The sequence below is a fragment of the Zoogloea sp. genome, assembly GCF_041914405.1.
Taxonomy (GTDB): domain Bacteria; phylum Pseudomonadota; class Gammaproteobacteria; order Burkholderiales; family Rhodocyclaceae; genus Zoogloea.
The window spans coordinates 42,464-62,867 of record NZ_JAYSDK010000022.1 but is presented as its reverse complement, the minus strand read 5'-3'; the positions used below and the strand labels follow the sequence as shown (position 1 = coordinate 62,867).

17 protein-coding genes and 1 tRNA gene are annotated in these 20,404 nt (G+C 65.3%); 12 read left to right on the top strand and 6 right to left on the bottom strand.

The genetic code is table 11. The annotated features are described in order from the left end of the window. Window positions 1–100: 100 nt before the first annotated feature. Together ACE3RX_RS14155 and uvrB are read right to left on the bottom strand one after the other, a co-directional pair. Window positions 101–592: a low molecular weight protein-tyrosine-phosphatase gene (locus ACE3RX_RS14155; RefSeq protein WP_374484878.1), complete on the bottom strand. Its 492-nt coding sequence runs from the start codon at window positions 590–592 to the stop codon at window positions 101–103. 100 nt (window positions 593–692) lie between these two features. Beyond that, the gene (gene uvrB, locus ACE3RX_RS14150; protein ID WP_374484874.1) at window positions 693–2,756 is read right to left on the bottom strand and encodes an excinuclease ABC subunit UvrB; all 2,064 of its coding nucleotides are present in this window, start codon (window positions 2,754–2,756) and stop codon (window positions 693–695) included. Between the two features lie 118 nt (window positions 2,757–2,874). Here uvrB and ACE3RX_RS14145 point away from each other — a divergent pair, with 118 nt between their 5' ends. Continuing rightward, window positions 2,875–4,083 (top strand): amino acid aminotransferase, encoded by a 1,209-nt coding sequence (locus tag ACE3RX_RS14145; RefSeq protein ID WP_374484872.1) that lies wholly within the window; start codon window positions 2,875–2,877, stop codon window positions 4,081–4,083. A gap of 96 nt (window positions 4,084–4,179) precedes the next feature. Continuing rightward, window positions 4,180–4,255 (top strand) — tRNA-Asn (locus ACE3RX_RS14140). 562 nt (window positions 4,256–4,817) lie between these two features. Here ACE3RX_RS14140 and ACE3RX_RS14135 read toward each other — a convergent pair. From ACE3RX_RS14135 to ACE3RX_RS14125, 3 genes are read right to left on the bottom strand one after another with little or no spacing between them, the layout of a single operon-like run. Next, window positions 4,818–6,158, bottom strand: a complete 1,341-nt coding sequence (locus ACE3RX_RS14135) for an ABC1 kinase family protein (protein WP_374484870.1) — start codon at window positions 6,156–6,158, stop codon at window positions 4,818–4,820. Further along, window positions 6,158–6,616: a DUF3429 domain-containing protein gene (locus ACE3RX_RS14130; RefSeq protein WP_374484867.1), complete on the bottom strand. Its 459-nt coding sequence runs from the start codon at window positions 6,614–6,616 to the stop codon at window positions 6,158–6,160. The genes ACE3RX_RS14135 and ACE3RX_RS14130 overlap by 1 nt, the downstream gene beginning before the upstream one ends. A gap of 6 nt (window positions 6,617–6,622) precedes the next feature. After that, the gene (locus ACE3RX_RS14125) at window positions 6,623–7,363 is read right to left on the bottom strand and encodes an SDR family NAD(P)-dependent oxidoreductase (protein WP_374484863.1); all 741 of its coding nucleotides are present in this window, start codon (window positions 7,361–7,363) and stop codon (window positions 6,623–6,625) included. Between the two features lie 97 nt (window positions 7,364–7,460). Between ACE3RX_RS14125 and ACE3RX_RS14120 the strand changes: the two genes are divergently transcribed. The 6 genes from ACE3RX_RS14120 to ACE3RX_RS14095 all read left to right on the top strand — a co-directional run bounded on the left by ACE3RX_RS14120 (window position 7,461) and on the right by ACE3RX_RS14095 (window position 14,408). Then, window positions 7,461–8,453, top strand: a complete 993-nt coding sequence (locus ACE3RX_RS14120) for an NAD(P)/FAD-dependent oxidoreductase (protein ID WP_374484858.1) — start codon at window positions 7,461–7,463, stop codon at window positions 8,451–8,453. Window positions 8,454–8,470: 17 nt separating this feature from the next. Beyond that, entirely contained in the window at window positions 8,471–9,997 is a 1,527-nt protein-coding gene (locus ACE3RX_RS14115) for a deoxyribodipyrimidine photo-lyase/cryptochrome family protein (protein WP_374484854.1), read from the top strand. Then, the gene (locus tag ACE3RX_RS14110) at window positions 9,998–10,144 is read left to right on the top strand and encodes a DUF2256 domain-containing protein (RefSeq protein ID WP_374484849.1); all 147 of its coding nucleotides are present in this window, start codon (window positions 9,998–10,000) and stop codon (window positions 10,142–10,144) included. Further along, on the top strand, window positions 10,141–11,400 hold the full coding sequence (locus ACE3RX_RS14105) for a DASH family cryptochrome (RefSeq protein WP_374484844.1): 1,260 nt from the start codon (window positions 10,141–10,143) through the stop codon (window positions 11,398–11,400). Before ACE3RX_RS14110 ends, ACE3RX_RS14105 begins: the two co-directional genes overlap by 4 nt. Next, window positions 11,397–12,923 (top strand): cryptochrome/photolyase family protein, encoded by a 1,527-nt coding sequence (locus ACE3RX_RS14100; protein WP_374484842.1) that lies wholly within the window; start codon window positions 11,397–11,399, stop codon window positions 12,921–12,923. Before ACE3RX_RS14105 ends, ACE3RX_RS14100 begins: the two co-directional genes overlap by 4 nt. Window positions 12,924–13,289: 366 nt before the next feature. After that, the gene (locus tag ACE3RX_RS14095) at window positions 13,290–14,408 is read left to right on the top strand and encodes an alpha/beta fold hydrolase (protein ID WP_374484840.1); all 1,119 of its coding nucleotides are present in this window, start codon (window positions 13,290–13,292) and stop codon (window positions 14,406–14,408) included. 99 nt (window positions 14,409–14,507) lie between these two features. Here ACE3RX_RS14095 and ACE3RX_RS14090 read toward each other — a convergent pair whose 3' ends face one another. Next, window positions 14,508–15,602 carry a serine hydrolase domain-containing protein gene (locus ACE3RX_RS14090; protein ID WP_374484838.1) on the bottom strand — a complete coding sequence of 365 codons (1,095 nt, stop codon included), beginning with the start codon at window positions 15,600–15,602 and terminating at the stop codon, window positions 14,508–14,510. 337 nt (window positions 15,603–15,939) lie between these two features. On the opposite strand from ACE3RX_RS14090, the gene ACE3RX_RS14085 reads away from it, so the two are divergent. From ACE3RX_RS14085 to ACE3RX_RS14070, 4 genes are all read left to right on the top strand, one after another. Beyond that, complete coding sequence (locus ACE3RX_RS14085; RefSeq protein WP_374484836.1) at window positions 15,940–16,596, top strand: response regulator; 657 nt, start codon at window positions 15,940–15,942, stop codon at window positions 16,594–16,596. Continuing rightward, the gene (locus tag ACE3RX_RS14080) at window positions 16,590–17,990 is read left to right on the top strand and encodes a sensor histidine kinase (RefSeq protein ID WP_374484832.1); all 1,401 of its coding nucleotides are present in this window, start codon (window positions 16,590–16,592) and stop codon (window positions 17,988–17,990) included. Before ACE3RX_RS14085 ends, ACE3RX_RS14080 begins: the two co-directional genes overlap by 7 nt. A gap of 366 nt (window positions 17,991–18,356) precedes the next feature. After that, window positions 18,357–19,766, top strand: coding sequence for a histidine kinase (locus ACE3RX_RS14075; RefSeq protein ID WP_374484829.1), 1,410 nt, complete (start codon window positions 18,357–18,359; stop codon window positions 19,764–19,766). Next, window positions 19,763–20,392, top strand: a complete 630-nt coding sequence (locus ACE3RX_RS14070) for a response regulator (protein ID WP_374484826.1) — start codon at window positions 19,763–19,765, stop codon at window positions 20,390–20,392. The genes ACE3RX_RS14075 and ACE3RX_RS14070 overlap by 4 nt, the downstream gene beginning before the upstream one ends. The last annotated feature ends 12 nt before the right edge of the window (window positions 20,393–20,404 follow it).

Sequence of the window (20,404 nt, the reverse complement as noted above, 5' to 3'; positions counted from 1 at the left end):
GCATCCGCAGCAGCAAAAAAAGGCCAGCCCGATAAAGGCTGGCCTTTTTTACATCATTCAACGGAAGACAGGCCCCCCGATGGTCTCTTGCCGGCGCTTCTCAGCTCACCGACTGGCGGCGACGATTGACCTCCGGAAGAATCTCGTCGATAAGCCCCTGCACCGCGTCCTCGCACATATCGAGAACGGCGTCGAAACCCGTCGCCCCACCATAGTAGGGATCTGGAACATCGTCCCGCCGCACCATGCGGGCGTAGCTCATAAACATGCGCACCTTGTGGCGCTTGCCTTCCGGCGCCTTGTCGCGCAGGTACTGGAAATGATCCCGGTCCATCGCCAGCAACAAGTCAAACTCTTCGAAATCCTTGGGTTCAACCTTACGCGCCCGAAGCCGGGAAAGATCATAACCACGCCGCAAGGCAGCCGACTGGGAACGGGGGTCGGGCGCCTCACCCACGTGATACCCCTGGATTCCCGCTGAATCCACACCCACCAACTCACCCAGCCCGGCCATCACCAGCCAGCGACGCGCGACCCCCTCAGCCGTAGGCGACCGACAAATGTTGCCGGTGCAAACAAATAATATTTTCATTCTGTAATCCCCTCCTACCGGCCATTTAAGCAGGCGGCGGGCAGAACGTACAAGAGCGAGCACCACGTTGATCAGTCTCTCTCAGCCTGAGATGTTGGGTTCATGCCGCGGAGTCATGCCCCTCGGCACCGAAAGCCTGCTGGCGCAGGCGAAACAGACGATCCCGGACCGAAGCGGCTTTTTCGAATTCCAGGTTGCGGGCGTGCTCCTGCATTTCCTTTTCGAGCTGCCGGATCGTCTTGGCCAGCGCCTTCTCGTCCAGGAGTTGATAGTCCACACGCCCCTCTGCTAGCGCTGGGGTCTTCTTGTTCTCTGCATCTGCATCATAAACACCGTCAATGATGTCCTTTATGCGCTTTGTCACGGACTTGGGCGTAATGCCGTTAGCCTCGTTGAAGGCAAGCTGCTTGGCACGCCGTCGCTCTGTTTCATCGATCGCAGCCCGCATCGAATCGGTTATCCGGTCGGCGTACAGAATCGCCGTACCGTGCAGGTGGCGTGCCGCACGACCGATTGTCTGGATCAGCGAGCGCTCGGAACGCAGAAAGCCCTCCTTGTCCGCGTCAAGGATCGCCACCAGCGATACCTCGGGAATATCCAGACCTTCCCGCAGCAGGTTGATCCCCACCAGCACGTCAAATTCGCCGAGGCGCAGGTCGCGGATGATCTCGACCCGCTCGACGGTATCGATATCAGAGTGCAGATAGCGCACCCGGATACCGTTCTCGGCCAGATACTCGGTCAGATCCTCGGCCAGGCGCTTGGTCAGCACGGTCACCAGCACCCGCTCCTGCACGGCGAGGCGCAGCTTGATCTCACCGAGCAGGTCGTCCACCTGAGTGGTGGCAGGCTTGACCACGATGGTCGGGTCAACCAGCCCGGTCGGGCGCACCACCTGCTCCACCACCTGCCCTTGATGCTCCTTCTCGTAGGCTGCCGGCGTAGCAGACACGAAAACGGTCTGCGGCAGCAGGCGCTCAAACTCCTCGAACTTCAGCGGCCGGTTGTCGAGTGCCGACGGCAACCGGAAACCGTACTCGACGAGGTTCTCCTTGCGTGAGCGGTCGCCCTTGTACATCGCTCCAACCTGGCCGATCGACACATGGGACTCATCGATGAACATCAGGCCGTCCTTCGGCAGGTAATCGATCAGGGTCGGCGGCGCATCACCGGCCTTGCGCCCGGACATGTGGCGGGAATAGTTCTCGATGCCCTTGCAGAAGCCCAGTTCGTTGAGCATCTCCAGGTCGAAGCGGGTGCGCTGCTCGATGCGCTGTGCCTCGACCAGCTTGCCTCCCTTGTAGAACACCTCCATGCGCTCGCGCAGCTCTTCCTTGATCGCCTCAATCGCCTTCAGCACCGTGGCCCGCGGCGTGACGTAATGGCTGGACGGATAAACGGTGAAACGGCTGAGCTTCTGCTTGAGGTGGCCGGTGAGTGGATCGAACAGGGTCAGATGCTCGATCTCGTCGTCGAACATCTCCACCCGTAGCGCGTACTCGGCGTTTTCCGCAGGGTAGATATCGATCACGTCGCCGCGCACCCGGAAGGTGCCGCGCTTGAAGTCCACGTCCGCCCGGGAGTACTGCATGGCAACCAGGCGCTGGACGAGATCCCGGTGGGCCACCTGCTCACCCTCGCGCAAATGCAGCACCATGCTGTGGTAGTCACTGGGGTCACCGATGCCGTAGATGCACGACACCGACGCCACGATCACCACGTCGCGGCGTTCCATCAAGCTCTTGGTGGCCGACAGGCGCATCTGCTCGATGTGCTCGTTGATCGCCGAGTCCTTCTCGATGAACAGGTCGCGGGACGGCACGTAGGCTTCCGGCTGGTAGTAGTCGTAATAGCTGACGAAGTACTCCACCGCGTTCTCTGGAAAGAACTCGCGGAACTCCGAGTAGAGCTGCGCCGCCAGTGTCTTGTTGTGAGCCAGCACTAGCGCCGGCCGGCCGCAACGGGCAATAACATTGGCCATCGTGTAAGTTTTACCGGAGCCCGTCACGCCCAGCAGGGTCTGGAACATCAGACCGTCTTCGATCCCCTCGACAAGCTGGCGGATCGCCTCCGGCTGGTCTCCGCCGGGAGGAAAAGGTTGGTGGAGTCGGAACGGGCTGCCTTCGAAAACCACCACACGCCCGCTATCGGATTGATCGGCCATGATAAAATTTCTGTCTTAAGTCCATCGGCGGCGCCCGCGTGTTCCACGGGCAACTCCGTATTATCGCCCAGCGGACGGCACAAAGTGCCCCGCTCCCTTCGCCCCTTTTGGAGACCCCATGAGCTCTTCGATCTTTGCTGCGGTGGAAATGGCCCCCCGCGATCCGATTCTTGGCCTGAACGAAGCCTTCAACGCGGATACCCGCAGCACCAAGGTCAACCTCGGCGTTGGCGTCTATTTCGACGACAACGGCAAGATTCCCCTGCTGGCCGCCGTCAAGACCGCCGAAAAGGCCCGCCTCGAAGCGGCCCCTCCGCGCGGCTACCAGCCCATCGAAGGCCCCGTCGCCTACAACAGCGCGGTGCAGAACCTGCTGTTCGGTGCCGACAGCGCCCTCATCCGTGACGGCCGCGTCGTCACCGCCCAGGCCCTCGGCGGTACCGGCGCCCTGCGCATCGGCGCCGACCTGATCCAGCGCGTCGTTTCCGGCGCCACCGTTTACATCTCCGATCCCTCCTGGGAAAACCACCGCGCCCTGTTCGAGGCTGCCGGCTTCCCGGTCGAAACCTACCCGTACTACAACCCGGAAACCCGCGGCGCCAATGCCGAGGCGATGATCGCCAAGCTCAACACGCTGCCGGCTGGCTCCGTCATCGTGCTGCATGCCTGCTGCCACAACCCCACCGGCGCCGACCTCACCGAAGCCCAGTGGGCCGAAGTGGTCAAGGCCTGTGCGGCCCGCGGCCTCATCCCCTTCCTCGACATGGCCTACCAGGGCTTCGCCGACGGCATCGAGCCGGACGCCGTCGCGGTGAACCTGTTCGCCGCCTCCGGCCTGTCCTTCTTCGTGTCCAGCTCCTTCTCCAAGAGCTTCTCGCTGTATGGCGAGCGCGTCGGCGCCCTGTCCATCGTCACCCAGAACAAGGACGAGTCCGCCCGCGTGCTGTCCCAGCTCAAGCGCGTGATCCGCACCAACTACTCCAACCCGCCGATCCACGGCGGCGCGGTCGTGGCGGCCGTGCTGTCCACCCCCGAGCTGCGTGCCCAGTGGGAAGCCGAACTGGCCGGCATGCGTGACCGCATCCGCGCCATGCGCACCGGCCTCGTCGACAAGCTGGCTGCCCGTAACATCGACCAGGACTTCTCCTTCGTCATCAAGCAGCGCGGCATGTTCTCCTACACGGGTCTCACCACCGCGCAGGTCGAACGCATGAAGACCGAGTTCGGCATCTACGCCGTCGGCACCGGCCGCATCTGCCTGGCCGCGCTGAACAGCAAGAACCTCGACTACGTCGCCGACGCCATCGCCGCCGTCATCAAGGCCTAAACTTCCGCTGCACCGCCCCCGGCCAAGCCGGGGGTAAAAATCTGCGCAGGTCGGCTTGACGTTTCGAAAACGTCTACCTATACTGCGCGCCTCTGTTCCTCGATAGCTCAGTCGGTAGAGCGCCGGACTGTTAATCCGTAGGTCCCTGGTTCGAGCCCAGGTCGAGGAGCCAAGACAAGCAAGCAGAAAAGCCAATCCGCGAGGGTTGGCTTTTTTGTTGTCTGGTCGATTGCTGGTCCTGGGCAGGCGCTGCCGGACACAGGATCACCCATCAAGGCGTGACCACTCCGCTGTCTCCGCGCCCGATGCGACGCGATGGCGATCTCGGCCGCTCTTCACGCCGTGAGGCCGGTTCTGCTGCAATAACGGTGCAGCCGGCTGCCCCCTCTATCCGACTGCACATGCCCCGCCCGCCGCCAAGCTCTTGCCGTGGCCCAACGCCGGGAAACACAGCCTCTGCAACAAACTCGCCCACCACAAGACCGGTTCAGACCGGACGTTGCTCTCGAGCATCCTGCGCAACGTGATGACATGCGCCTGCGCAGACCAGAGGCACAGTCCCCGGAACTTACCGGTCGGGGTGCTCGAAGGCAAGGCAGAAACAAAGGCTCCTCTGGAAAAGATTCAACAGGCCCAGGGCGACGCCTACTGAGGAGCACGACATTGCCAAACTGGCCCGCATCAAGGCAATGACCCGGCCCGGGTTGTGTACCTCCTGGTCCACCTGGCCCCGCTTACTCCCCCGCCGCCCGACTGCCCGCGTGGGGCGCAAACAGCGCCCTGACATCGACCCGCGCCTTGAGCCGGGCAGCGAGCATGTAAAGCCCGCCGAGCTTGCGGTGCAAAAACAGGGTATCGACCGGCGGGATGTGCCAGAAATCCCGGTCCAGTCCGAGCTTCACGCCCGCATCGCGCATGCGCAGCGACAGATCGGAACGGCCGAAATCAAAGGGGCCGACTTGGCGCAAGGGTTCGCAGGCCAGCGTGATCATCTCGAGCACGGCGTGGCGATGTCGCGCCTCAAGCGCCTCTGACACATAGCCGATGTCGGCTGCTGCGGCTTCAAGGCCGGCCGGCTCGCTCCGCATCGCCGACGTGAGCAGGCGCCGGTAGGTTTCGGAGAGGCCTTCGTCAAAGGGGCGGGTAGCGCCAAAGTCGAGCAGGATCAAGCGGCCTGTCGCCACCTCGTAAAGATAGTTGGCGAAGTTGGGATCGGTCTGAACGAGGCGGAATTCGAAGATCTCGCGAAACAGCAGCTCGAACAACAGGCCGACCAGCCGGTCCCGCTCGGGCTGCGGCGCATCCTGCAGCGACTCGATCGCCACGCCATCCACGCGGGACATGGCGAGAATGCCCGGCGTGCTAAGTTCCGCCCGCATTTGCGGCAGCAAAAACGCCGGGCGATCGGCTAAGAGCGCCCGGTAGCGCGTCAGGCGGGCCCCTTCCAGCAGGTAGTCGGCTTCCTCGTGGAGTTGCTGTTTGGCCGCTTCGAGCAAGCTTGATACGTCCAGGGTCTTGGGCAACAGGCCGGAGATCCGCAACAAACCGGCAACGTTGTCGATATCGCTGGCAATGCTCTGCCTGACGCCGGGGTACTGAACCTTGATGGCGAGCCGGCTGCCGTCGCTCGCCTCGGCAGCGTGCACCTGGCCGATCGACGCGGCCGCCATAGGGGTGAACGAGAAGCGCCTGAAATGGCGCTCCCAGCCCTCCCCCCAGTTTTGCGCCAGCACCGGTACCAGCTGGCTCATGGGCATCGGACGAGCATCCGAGCGCAAGCGCGACAGGATTTCACTCAGCTCGGGGGGCAACAGATCTCCACCATCCATCGACAGCAACTGGCCGACTTTCATCGCCGCACCGCGCATCTGGGCCAGTTGCTCAGCCACGCGGCGGGCGTTGGCCGGCGTGAGCAGCAGCTCGCCCACCCGGGGCCGTCGCCCGCCGGCCAGTTGCCGCGCCCCTTCGGCCAGCATGCCACCCGCCACCCCGGACGCCAGGCTCCCCAGGCGGGCAAGCCGCGACAGGCGCCCGGTGGGCACGGCGAAGGCACTGCGTTCGGGCTTGGTCGCCATCAAACCGACACGAGAAATACACCGGCCAGGAGGCTGCCACAGGCCACCGCGGTGAGGCGCAGGCGCAGCGGCAGATACCAGCCCGGCAAGCGTGCCCGAGCGGCTAGGCGTCGATCCTGCCAGTAATGCACCAAGAAACCGGTCACCAGCAGCAGGCCGGCATCAAGGGGCTCCAGCAGCGTCGCCGGCCAAGCCATCAGCGCCGGCACCGTGCTCCAGATAAAGCAGGCCCGGCGACATCCGGCATCGAGGCTGGGCAGGCTCATCGCAAACCCCCAGTGCAATGCGCCGACAAAACTCAGGATCACCGCGCCGTAGGCCATCAGCGCATCGCTCCACAAATCAGCGTGATGGGGATCGACAAAAATGGCCAGCGCCGTGCCCACAAAGGGCAACAGCCCGCCGTAGCCCAGCCAGGCCACGCTGCCAGGCAAGGTGTCAGTGCTCGCGTTGTACATGGCAGCTCACTTGACGAGGGGGCGGATCTGCGAAAAGCCGGCGTCTATCGACCACACCTGGCCGGTCACCCGCGCGGCCTGTTCGGACAGCAACCATGCCATCAGACGGGCGAGTTCCTGCGGCGAGCCGATGCCCGGTAGCGGGTATTGCCTGGCCGCCGCCTCGCGGGCCGTGGCACTGCCGATGATGCCGGCCGAGGCCGGCGTTTCCATGATGCCGGGCGCCACCCCGTTTACGCGGATGCCGGCCCCGGCGTGGCTGGCCGCCGCAGCGCGCACGAGGCCTTCCACCCCTGCCTTGGCGGCGGCCACGGCCTCGTGGTTGGGCGTGCCGATCTGCGCGGCGGCCGACGAAACCAGTACCGCGGCACCGGGGCGGCGCGCGCTGCGCAAGGCACCGACAAACCCGCCCAGCGTGTGAAACGCACTGATCAGGTTCGCCCGCAGGCAATCGTCGAAATCCGCCTCGGCCATGCGGTGCACGCTCCCCAGCCGGATGTTGCCAACGCAGTGGGCCAGGGCTTCCGGCACCATCTGGTGTGCCGCCGCCACTTGAAACACCTTCTGAACGCCCGCGACGCTGCTGCAATCGGCCTCGATGTGCAGATGCGCGGTGCCGAAAGCCTCGGCCAGCCGCCCGGCATCGCGACTTACCACGATCAGCCGCCAGCCCTCCTCCGCCAGTTCTGCAGCCAGGGCCCGGCCCAGTCCGCCGGCTGCGCCGGTAATCAATGCGATTTTTTCCACGACCACTCCCGGATTTCCAAGCGCCTCCGAAGAACCTTCTTTGAGCGCCTCGTTTCGCCTAGTATCATGAGACACCACCCTATTTGTCTAGGACAAAATGAATAAAAGTCCAAGAATTGCCGTTATCGGCGCAGGAATTTCGGGTTTGTCCTGCTCAAAAAATCTCTACGACAACGCTTTTGATATTTTTGTCTACGACAAAAGTCGAGGCCCGGCCGGACGCATGAGCACCCGCCGCGGCGACGGCTGGCAGTGCGACCACGGCGCCCAGTACTTCACCGCCCGCGATCCGGGTTTTCGCGCCGAAGTGGCGCGCTGGCAGGCTGCCGGCGTAGCCGACGTGTGGCCGATGCGGCTGGCGGTTTTCAACGAGGGCGACGGCCAGCGCAGCGAAACGCGACTCGAACGCTTTGTCGGCGTGCCGCGCATGACCGCACCGGCCCGCTTCTTGGCCGCCCCCCTTCAGCTGACTGCGCAAACCACCATCACCCGACTCGAGCGCATGCCAGCGGGCTGGCAGATGACCTCCGCCGAGCACGGCCAACTGCCAGGCCACTTCGACGCGGTGCTGCTGGCCGTGCCGGCCCCCCAGGCGGTGCCGCTGCTGGAAGCTGTGGCGCCGGATCTGGCCGCCATCGCCGCCGGCGCCGTGATGCGCGGAAGCTGGGCGCTGATGCTGCGCTACGACGCCCCCGTGGCCCTTTCTTTCGACGCGGCCTTCGTCAATTCCGGTCCGCTGCGCTGGGTCGCCCGCGACAACAGCAAGCCCGGCCGCGGCACGCAGGAAACCTGGTTGCTGCACGCCAGCGCCGAATGGAGCGAAGCGCACATCGAAGAGACGCCGGAAACAGTGGCCGCGGCGCTGCTGCAGGCCTTTGGCCGACTCGGTGCCCCCGCCCCGCAGGCGTGGTCGGCCCACCGCTGGCGCTACGCCGATACCGATTCGGCCCTCGACGCAGGCTGCGCCTGGAATGCCGGGCTGCGCATCGGCCTGTGCGGCGACTGGCTCAATGGCGGCAAGGTCGAAGGCGCATGGCTGAGCGGACAGGCGCTGGCCCAGCAGGTCGCGCAGTCTTTCGGTGCAGCCTGACTCGCCGGGTGCGCGTCATGGACTACAGCGTCGTCTGGTTCAAGCGCGATCTGCGCCTTCATGATCACGCCGCGCTGCATGCTGCCGCAGCACGCGGGCCGGTGCTGTGCCTGTACGTGGTGGAGCCCGCCCTGTGGCAGGCGCCGGACGCCGCACGCCAGCATTACGAATTCATCCTCGAGAGCCTGCGCGAACTGTACCGGGCGCTGCGCCAGCTGGGCGGACGGCTGCACGTGGTCACGGGCGATGTGGTCGAGGTGCTGGATCGTCTGCATGCCACGGCGCCGTTTGGCGCGCTGTTTGCCCACGAAGAAACCGGCAACGGCCTCACGTTTCAGCGCGATCTCGCCGTGGGCCGCTGGTGCCGATCCCACGGCGTGCGCTGGCAGGAATTCCCCCAGTTCGGCGTGGTGCGGCGCCTCGCCAGCCGCGATGCTTGGCAAGCCCGCTGGGAAGCCCTGATGGCCCAGCCCTGCCTGCCCACGCCGCAGCATCTGCGCTTTGCGCCCCTGCCCTGGCCCGATACGCCGCCCCCCGCAGCGGCGGCCCTCGGCCTCGCCGCGCACGATCCGCCCCGGCGCCAAAGCGGCGGGCGCAGCCACGGGCTGGACGTGCTGCACGATTTTCTGGGCGAGCGCAGCCAGCAATACCGCGGTGGCATCTCGTCGCCCCTGTCGGCGCCCTCCGCCTGCTCGCGCCTGTCCCCCTACCTGGCCTTCGGCTGCCTCAGCCTGCGCGAAATCGTGCACGCCGCGCGCCTCAAAGGCGCCACCCTGCCCGCCTCGGCCAGTCGTCACAAGGCCGGTATCAGCGCCTTCATCAGCCGCCTTTACTGGCACTGCCACTTCATCCAGAAGCTCGAAAGCGAGCCCGAACTCGAATTCCGCAACCTGCACCGGGGCTACGACGGCCTGCGCGAGGACGACTGGAACCCGCGCCATTTCGATGCCCTCAGGGCCGGGCGCACCGGCTGGCCGCTGGTCGATGCCTGCGTGGTCATGCTTCGCGAAACCGGCTGGATCAACTTTCGCATGCGCGCCATGCTCGTCTCGGTGGCCGCTTACCCCCTGTGGCTGCACTGGCGGCCGGTCGGGCTGTGGCTTGCGCAGCAGTTTCTCGACTACGAGCCGGGGATTCACTGGAGCCAGATGCAGATGCAATCGGGCACCACAGGCATCAACGTGCCGCGCATCTACAACCCCATCAAGCAGGCCCGCGACCACGACCCCCACGGCCACTTCGTGCGCCGCTGGCTGCCGGCCCTGCGCCGCGTACCCGACAGCTGGCTATTCGAACCTTGGCGCATGCCCGCCGACTTGCAGGCCCGCCACGGCCTTCGGCCCGGCGACATCGCCGAGCCACCGCTCGATCTGGAAACCGCGACCCGCTCCGCCAAGGCCCGTCTCTTTGCACTGAAGAGCCAACCGGACATCCGTGCCGCCAAAGCCGCCATCGTGCAAAAACACGGCTCGCGCAAACGCACGACCGTCCCAAACCGCGGCAAGCGAGCCGCCGGCAACAACCAAATGGATCTGGATTTCTGAATGTCGATGCGCAAAAAATCAGACCTGCCCACCAAGCCCTGCCAGCGTTGCGGCCTCCCTTTTGCCTGGCGCAAAAAATGGGCGCGGGTATGGGACGACGTGAAGTACTGCTCCGAACGCTGTCGCCGCCACAAGGCCCAAGCATGAGCACCGTCATCTACTGGTTCCGCAATGATCTGCGCCTCGCCGACAACCCGGCGCTCCGCCACGCCTGCCGAACCGCCAGCCGGCTCGTGCCTGTGTATTGCCACGCGCCGGAGCAAACCACCCAATGGGGCTTCCCGCGCGTCGGGCGCCATCGCCGGCAATTTCTCGCAGGGGGCCTCGCCGATCTGGCAACCCAACTCAACGCGCGGGGCAGTGCGCTCGTCGAGCTGCACGGCGACCCGGTGGGCAGCCTGGCCGAGCTGGCACAGCAAACAGGGGCCCGTCAGATCGTCTGCGAAGCCATCGCCGCCCCCGAAGAAGCCGCCGAAATCACCGCCCTGCGTACCACCGGCCTCGATGTGGACTGCCACTGGCAATCCACCCTGCTCGATCCGGACAACCTGCCCTTCACCTCCGACCGCCTGCCCGACGTATTCACCACCTTCCGCCAGGCCGTCGAGAAAGCCGGCATCGCGCCGTGCCCGCCGCAACCTGAACCGGAGCTCATTCCACCGCTGCCGGCGGGGTTACGCCCGGCGCCCGTCCCTCCCATCGCCCCGACCACGCCCGACCCGCGCTCGGCCTTTCCGTTTGCAGGCGGCGCAACCGCCGCCGAAGGCCACCTCGCCCAATACCTGCACCGCAAACTGCCCCACACCTACAAAGCCACCCGCAACCGCCTCGCCGGCATCGACGATTCAAGCAAGTTCTCACCCTGGCTCGCTTCCGGTGCCCTGTCAGCCCAGCAGATCGTGGCCCGGCTCAAGGCCTTCGAAGCCGAACACGGCGCCAACGAAGGCAGCTACTGGCTGTGGTTCGAACTCTTGTGGCGCGACTACTTTCGCCTGCTGCATCGCAAATACGGCCGACGCCTGTACCGCGCCAGCGGCCTGAACGGCCATCACGCGCCGGCTCACGACCCCGACGCCTTTGCCCGCTGGCGCAAGGGGGAAACCGGCGAAGCACTGGTCGACGCCGGCATGCGCGAGCTCGCCGCCACCGGCTACCTCTCCAACCGCATGCGGCAGATCGTCGCCAGCTACCTGATCCACGACAGCGCCTGCGACTGGCGGGCCGGCGCGGCGTGGTTCGAGGCACAACTCATCGACTACGACGTGTGCAGCAACCACGCAAACTGGCTCTACATCGCCGGCCACGGCACCGACCCCCGCGGTGGGCGTCGCTTCAACCCCGACAAACAAACCCGCGAGTACGACGACGACGGCCGCTACCGCGCCCTGTGGAGCCGACCATGACTACCCTGCGCCTGATCCTCGGCGACCAGCTCAACCCGCTTCACAGCTGGTTCGACGAAGCCCGCCCCGACGTAATCTACGTACTGATGGAAGTCCGCCAGGAAACCGATTACGTCCTCCACCACGCCCAGAAGATCCTGGCCATCTTCGCCGCCATGCGCGACTTCGCCCGGCGCCTTGCCGAAGCGGGCCACCGTACGCACTACCTGGCCATCGACGAGCCGGCCAACCGGCACAGCCTGCCCGCCAACCTCGACGTGCTGATCAATCAACACGCCGCCACCCGCATCGAATACCAGGCTCCGGATGAATACCGCCTCGACCGCCAGCTCGCCGATTACGCAGCGCAGCTCGCGATTCCGGCAACCATGGTGGACAGCGAACATTTCTACACCGGCCGCGACGACGCCGCGAAGCTGTTCGAGAACCGCAAGCAGTGGCTGATGGAACACTTCTACCGCCACATGCGCACCCGCCACAACGTGCTGATGGCCGGCGGCAAGCCCATGGGCGGGCAGTGGAACTTCGACCACGACAACCGCAAGCCCTGGCCCGGCCTGCCCCGCGAGCCCGCCGACTGGCGCACCCGGCACGACCACTCGGCCCTGTGGCAAAGCATTGTCGATGCCGGCGTAAAAAGCTTCGGCGAGCCCGACGCCGCCCATCTCGCCTGGCCGCTTAACCGCGAAGAGGCGCTGCAGCAGCTCGACGACTTCATCACCGCAGCCCTGCCCCATTTTGGCGACTTCCAGGACGCCCTCACCTACAGGGCGTGGCGGCTTTTTCATTCGCTGCTGTCCTTCGCCCTGAACACCAAAATGCTCAACCCGCGCGAAGTCGTCGCCAAGGTTGAGGCTGCCCATGCCGCAGGGCGGGCTCCGCTGGCGGCTGCCGAAGGCTTCATCCGGCAGATTCTCGGCTGGCGGGAATACGTGCGTGGCGTGTATTGGGCACGCATGCCGGGCTACGCCGAACACAATGTCTTTGAACACCACCAGCCGCTGCCCGCGTGGTTCTGGACCGGGCAAACCCGCATGCGCTGCGTCGCTCACGCCATCGGCCAGTCGCTGGACCACGCCTACGCCCACCACATCCAGCGCCTTATGGTGATCGGCAATTTTGCGCTGCTCGCCGGGCTCGATCCGGCCGCCCTGCACCGCTGGTATCTGGGCATCTACATCGACGCCTTCGAGTGGGTCGAGCTGCCCAACACCCTGGGCATGAGCCAGTTTGCCGACGGCGGACTGCTCGCCACCAAGCCCTATGCGTCGAGCGCCGCCTACATCGACCGCATGAGCGACTACTGCAAGGGCTGCGCTTACGACAAGAAGGCTCGGGTGGGTGACAAGGCCTGCCCCTTCAACGCACTGTACTGGGATTTTTTCGACCGGAACCGCACCAAGCTTGGAGCCAACCACCGCCTCAGCATGGTCTTCAAACAGCTCGCCCGCTTCGATGAAAGCACGCTGACCGGCATCCGCCTGCACGCCGCATCAATCAGGAACAGGCTGGACATGCTCTAGCCACTATCCCCGCGAGGTGGTCAAGCAGTGCCTGGCGCCCGATGCCGCAGGATTCCGCGCTTTCGGGAGGATTCGGGCAAGAACCGCCATCTCAGCCTCGAAGACGTCGGGCGGCTGGTCGTTGCGATGGAAATCTCGGCCACACGTCACGCCGTGCGACGGGTTCTGCTGCGATAGCGGTGCAGTTTGGGAAACCCCCTCTCGGTGGTCAGCAATTCCGGCGGCAGCGGCCTGCGCTGGCCGTTTTTTGGGTAAGCCAAAGCTTGGTGCCGCTACACTGGCTCGCAGCCACACGAGGAATTTTCAGATGATTCACCGTCATTCAATGGGCCAACCGCAGGTTGTCGCTGTCGTGCCGCATCAGTCATGAAACGGGGGCTTATCTCCGTTTCGGCTGGCATCCTGCTCGGCCACGCGTCCATGCCGCCAGCGCTGGGGGCCGATGGGGGCTATGTTGTCAGCGGCAATGGCTCGCCCGTCGTGGTGCTGCAGGCGGGATTTGGCGACAACAAGGAGACGTGGACGCAGGTGGTTCCGGAACTGACCCGTGACTTCACCGTCTTTGCCTACGACCGCCCCGGCACGGGCGCTACTGCCCCGACCGATGCGCCACGCGACCCTTGCAGCATCGCCGCTGAGTTGCACGAGCGTTTGCATACGGCGGGGCTAATGCCCCCGTACCTGCTGGTCGGCCATTCCCTTGGCGGCCTCTATCAATATGTGTTCGCCAAGCTCTACTCCGCCGAGGTGGCCGGCTTTGTACTGGTAGACCCCACGCATCCGCGCAACTGGGAGGCCGTGCAAAGCGAGCAGCCCGAAGCTGCGATACTGATCAAGACCTTGAAGCTGGTCGCCTGGAGCGATGTCCAGCGGCGGGAGTTCGATGAACAGACGGGCTGCCTGGACACTCTGGACGTGGCGCACCCTCTTATCCAGCCGGGCAAGGTGCTGATCTCCGGCCGTCCTCAAGCTCAGGCCAACGAAAAGTACGAGAGAAAACGCCAGGCGCTGGGCCAGGAGTGGCGTCAGTTGGCTGGCGTGAGGCAGGTGGACATCGTCTGGGGCTCCAGCCATTTCATCCAGAAAGAACAGCCCGGGACGATCGTTGCAGCGGTACGTGAGGTATCCGGGCGCGTCGAGACCACCGCGCCTGGCTTGCAGCCCGCAGGAACCATCACCTTGGGCAATCGGCCTCCAATGGTGCTGACCCCCGGAGCGACTTCGCGGCAGCAGGTGGAGGACATGCTAGGAAAACCTGAGGAGATCCTCCGGGATGGTGCGCGGGAGGTCTGGGTGTACAGTGACAGGCCGCCCAGTGTTCCGTGGGCGATCAGCCTCTTACCGATTATCGGGGACGTCCTGGACGTAGTCAGCCTGATCCAAAACGCGCGTACCCAGCATGAACTCGTCCTGCAGTTTGACGAGGACGGGTTGATCCGCAGCTACGTGCTCCGTGAGCTGAACAGCGGTGGGACAGGCTCCTGACTGCCGGCATGCGCCGCGGCCGGGAAGAGGCCCCGAGCACGGCACCGCCGGCGTCCGATCATTGATCCGATGATGCCGGCGTGAGGGCTCCTGGGCGGATCAGAGCGCGATGGATTGCTGCTTCAAGACCTCTGCCAGGGCCTTGTCGATGAGAGAAAGGACCCAGCTGGATCCGTCGTCAGCAAAGTGGGCCGTGTTGCTAAACCCAAACAAGGCAAAGCCTCCCTTGTTGTCCATGACGGCTTCGGCCATGAACCCGGGCTCGTGGCCCGTGTGCATGAGCAGAACCCGGTTAGGCGTGGCCAGGCCCAACCAGCCCCATGCATAGCGCCCCCCCGTCGCGGCGCGCAGATCATCCACATACACCTGAGGCAATGGAGTGAGCTCTCCGCGCAGAGCCCGCACATGCCATTCGAGCCAGTGTCCGTAGGCTGCGCCCGTGCACGCCCAGTGCCCGGCCGGCGCCATGATGTCCAGCCAGTCCTTTGTGGCCAGCGATTCGGCCGTGGCTTCGACCACAGCCAGCGCGCTGACTGTGCCTTCATGCCCCCATAGGACGTCTTGCTCGCCGGGCACGGGAGAACGCCACGCGCCTTCCAGGCCCAGAGGTTTCACGAGTGTTTCGTCGAAGACGTCTTCAAAGGCCCTGCTCGTCTGCGCCTCGATCATGGCCGCTGCCAGCACGTAGCCCGCGTTCGAATAGAGGTAGTCCCGCCCCGGGGTTACACCCGTGGCGGGAGGCTGGGCCAGCAGCCAGCGCGCAAAGTAGGCACGCCGCCCCATCATGGTGGTGGGCTGCCCGCTAGTGTCGGCATCCACCGCGGCAATGAAGGCATCCTCCTCCGGGCCGCTGCCGTTGTAGGGTGGCAAGCCTCCCCGGTGGTGCAGCAGATCGATCAGCGTCACCTGGGTGAAGGCTGGGTGGATTTCGCCGGCCCATTCAGCAAAGACCTGCGGCAGCGTCAGCGATAGCAAAGGCCCGCGGCGCTGCGCCAGGCCGACGATGGCGGCACAGGTCATGGCCTTGGTGTTCGAGCCGATGGCAAAGCGGTCGTCGGGTGTGACCGCCTTACTCCCGCCTATGCGGCGCTTGCCGGATATCACAACGGTGCAACCGGGTACATGGCTCACCTCCCCCAGCGTCAGCCCTACCAGGCCTGACGCAACGGCGGCATCTGCCTGGGCCTTGAGCACTGCCGTGGTCGTGGCTTGGGCGCTGTCGCCTGAGCTGCCACCGCACCCGGCCAAGCCGTAGCCAAGACCGGAGGACAGAAGCAGTTTGAGTACGCTTCGACGGCACATGCGGGAGGGAGGGTAGTGACTAGACATCGATTGGCTCCGGAGTGGTGATGGAGCGTAGTGTGCGGCCCCACACCTGAAGGGAAGCCAAAGTGCGGGCCCCCCTGGGAGAGTGTTGTCCTGCCCGCTGCGCGGGCTCTGTGGTGGCGCAAGCGGCTACGCCACGGCGGGTTCGCAGGGGCCTGGGCAAGGCTTTGGCTTTCCCAAAGCTTGAACCAGTAGAATTTGCGACATGCATATTCTGTTAGTGGAAGACGACCTCGATCTGGGCCCCGCCTTGCTCGCCGCCCTGAAAGCCGAGGGCATGAGCGTTCAGTGGGTGCGCCGCGTGGCGGACGCCCGGAACGCGCTAGGGCCCGAGGTGGACATGGTGCTACTGGACCGCGCCCTCGCCGATCAGGACGGGCTGGACCTGTTACGCCAATGGCGTGCCAGGCGCATTGCCACGCCCGTCATCGTCATCACTGCGCGCTCGGCCCTCACCGACCGGCTTGAGGGCCTGGACCAAGGCGCGGACGACTATCTCGTCAAACCCTTCGAGATTCCGGAATTGCTGTCGCGGGTTCGGGCGGTGCACCGCCGCCATCGGCGACAGGCAGGAGAGATGTGGCACCTGAACGGACTGACGGTCTCCCCGCACTCGCACCAGGCCTGGCTGGATGGCGAAGCGGTGCCCTTGTCGGCGCGGGAGTTCCAGTTACTCATGGCCCTGGCGAAGGAGGCGGGCACGGTGGTGCCGAAGCAGGTGCTGGGACAGCTGCTGGAGCCCCTGGGGGACCCAGTGGATGCCGCCACGATCGAGGTACACGTCTCCAATCTCCGCCGCAAGATCGGTGCCGAGCGCATCCGTACGGTACGTGGTGTGGGCTACCAACTCCGCACATGCTAAAGACTGCTTCCCTGCAAGGACGCCTGCTGAGGGTGCTACTCGCGGCCATCGGGCTGGTCACGGCGGTTCTGGTCGCGATGGATTATCTGGACTTTAAATCCAGCATCTCTGGCCGCGTGGCGCAGCGCTCCGCCGCCGAAGGTCTGGCCGAAGCGCTGGCCGACGCGGACGAGACCCTCGCACCGGCCATCGTCAGGGCCACGGAGCTGCAGTTCAATCGATCGCGCCGTGCGGCGGGCCTGCCGGACATCGAAGACCTGGCCTTCCAGCTCCAGGCAGCCGATGGGCGGCTGGTCTACGCCTCCTCTGCCCTGCGTGGGCAAGCGCCGCTGTCGCCGCAGCAAGTGAGCCAGGATGTCGTCCGCGTGAAGGGGCGCGCGTTCTGGCCCTGGCAGCATGAGACTCCTCGCTGGCGCGTGACGCTGCTTGAACCGGTGGTTCAGGACGATCTGCTACTGCGCTGGCTGGGGCAGGGCCTGCTGCCTTCGATTCTGGTGGCCATCCCCTTGCTGCTGCTGCCGCTGTGGTGGGCCGTTCGGACTGGGCTGGCGCCCTTGCGCCAGTTGATGGAGGCGCTAGCCCGCCGGGATGCCGCCACGCTCACACCCCTTCAGCTCGACTTGCGCTATGCAGAACTGCAGCCGATCGTGCTCGCCGTCAATACGCTGCTTGCCCAGGCGCGCAAGCATGTGGAGCAGGAACGCATGCTGATGCACAACACGGCGCACGAACTGCGCACGCCCCTGTGTGTGATTGCTGCGCAGGCCCATGTCCTTGCGGCGGCGACGAACGCCGCTGACGCCGATGCTGCGCGCCAGGGGGTTCAGCGCGGCGTGCAGCGCACCTCCCATCTAATCGAACAATTGCTGACGCTGGCCCGGCTCGACGCTCATCAGCTCCCCGAGGCGCTGGAGACGGTGGACCTCGTTGCGCTGTGTCGACTGCATCTGGCCGACCTGACGCCGTTGGCAGACGCACGCGGCATCGAGGTGTCCCTGTCGTCACCAGAGCAGCTCCCGGCCAGGGTGTTCGTGCCGGCCCTGCGCTCCATTCTGGACAATCTGCTGCGCAACGCCCTGAACCACTGCCCAACCGGCTCCCACGTGGAGGTGGCGCTGCGGGGCCCGAATGAACGGATCTGCATTGAGGTGCAGGACGACGGCCCGGGCATGTCGGACGAGGAAAGGGAGCACGCATTCGAGCGCTTCTATAGGGGGCGCGACGCCGGGCCAGGCTCGGGGCTGGGTCTAGCGATAGTACGCGAGGCCGTCCGCGTAATGGGCGGGCAGGTATCCCTCCAGGCCCGAGAAGGGGCGCAAGGCCTCCGAGTTGTCGTCACGCTAGGCCCGGGCGAGCGCGCCGCCCGGAAACAATGCGCCCGGACGCCTAGGTGAAAGATGAACACGTGGTTCAAAGTGCTGATGTCTGACTCCTTTGTCTGAGCGCAAAACGCTCCACCCGACACAACGCCCCGTAGCTACGGGGCGTTTTCTTTTGATCCGGTCGATCAAAGGGCGAGGGCTATCCGCCCCCAGGCAACGGGCATACGGCACAGATAACACATCAGCCCTGCCCCTAACCGGCTCATCGCTGGGATGAGTCCTGCTATCTGGTCCATCGCTGGTCCGATGGTTTCTCTGTGTCCCTATCGCACGGCAAGTACAAGCCCATCCCTGGGTCACCTGCCCCATCGCTCGTCGGGCAATTTCCACGACGGTTTTGCGGCATCCTGTGGGGCAATCGAATTTGACCGCCCCGCCATGCTCCCCGCCCCTCGCCTGCGCCCCCTCGACCTCAAGCGCCACCTCTTTGTCCGTGTCAGCCTGTTTGCGCTGATCGTGCTACTGCTGGGTGCGGTGGTAACACTGCTGGAGGCGCGCTACCGGGTGCGCGATGACATCCAGCGTACGGGCGTGGCGATCCGCCAGCTGATTACCGAAGAGATCAATCGCAATTACTCTGCCTACGACGCCACCCTCGCCGAGCTCAACCTCGACCTCACCGCCCTGAAGGCGATGGGACAGGTGATCGATTTCTGCATCGAGATGAGCGACTTCCACGCCTCCACCTCACACCACCAGTGTTTTGCGGAGGCTATCGACCTGCCCGCGCCGGTGGAGACCTTCATGCGCTGGGTCGTGGGCGGCGATGCGGAGTTTCGCGGCAGTATCGGGCAGTACCCGGGCATCACCGGCGGACAGCTGGTGGTCACGCCCAACTATGGTCGGGAGGTGCTGGAGCTGGCCCTGAAGCTGGGCAACCTGGTGGCAGTGAGCACGATGATCCTGTTCTTCAGCTACTTCATTTATCGGCCGGTACGCAATGCACTGGCACCGTCGGAGGCGATCCTCAGCACCCTCAGCCGGATGGAACGGGGCGACCTCGAGGCTCGCATGCCCAGCTTCGCGCTCATTGAACTCAACCGCATCGCCGAGGGCTTCAACCATCTGGCCGACCGCCTCGCCCGCACCATCCACAGCCAGCAGCGCCTCGCCCGCCGGCTGCTGTCGGCGCGCGAGGAGGAGCGCCAGCACCTGGCCCGGGAGCTACACGACGAGTTCGGCCAGTACCTGGCGTCCCTCAATGCCGAGGCGGCCTTCGCACGGGAGCTGGCCGACGAGAGCGTGCCGGCCCTGCGCCCATGTGTGGACTCCATCGTCAAGACCGTCGCCCACATGATGGAAACCCTGCAGCAAATCCTCCACCGCCTGCGCCCCATCGGGCTCGAAGAGTTCGGGCTGGTGCCCAGCCTCCAGCAGCTCATCGCCGGCTGGAAGCAGCGCAGCCGCGGGACACGCTTCACCCTCGCCGCTGACGACGGACTCGACGATCTGCCGGACAACATCAACGTGAGCCTCTACCGGATCATCCAGGAAAGCCTCACCAACGCCGTTCGTCACGGCCTGCCTGGTAGGGTGGACGTGAGCCTGCGGCGGGGGCCGACCGGGCTCACCCTCGAGATCCGCGACGACGGTCAGGGTGTCCGCAGCGGAGAGGACGCCGGCCAGGCCAGCAAGCCCGGGGGCTTCGGGCGATTGGGGATGGAGGAGCGGGTGCTCGCGCTAGGCGGAACCCTGCACATCGCACCGGCACCGGAGCGGGGTACGCTGGTGAGCGTGAATCTTCCCCTCTCAAACGCCGAAGAGACCACCACCAAGGAGCGCCTGTGATACGAATCCTGCTCGTCGATGACCACGCGGTGGTCCGCGAAGGCTACCGCCGCCTTCTGGAGCGCCGCGCCGACCTGCGCGTGGAAGCCGAGGCCGGCTCCGCCGAGGAAGCGCTGAAGATCCTCCGTGAAGGCCAGCCCGACCTCACCATCCTCGACCTGTCCCTGCCCGGCATGGGCGGCATCGAGCTCACCCGGCGCATTCTCCAGCGCCAGCCGGAAGCCTGCATCCTGGTATTCAGCATGCACCGGGATCCGCTCTTCGCGGCCCAGGCTGTCCGCGCCGGGGCGCTGGGCTACGTCACCAAGAGCAGCAGCCCGGACGTTCTGATCCAGGCTGTGTATAAGGTGGCCCGCCGCGAAAAGGTGTTGAGCCCCGACATCGCCCCGGAGATGGCGCTGACCCTGCTGGAAGGCACCAGTAATCCGGCCGAGGAACTGTCCCCCCGGGAGTTCGAGATCCTGCGCCTTCTCCTCGACGGGCTGGGCGTCGAAGAGATCGGCAACATCCTCAACATCAGCCCGAAGACGGTGCAGAACGTGCACTACCAGATCAAGACCAAGCTGGGGGTGCGCACGGACCTCGAGCTCGCCCGGCTGGCCATGAAGCTCAAGCTGATCGGCTGAGGCCCGGGGCCA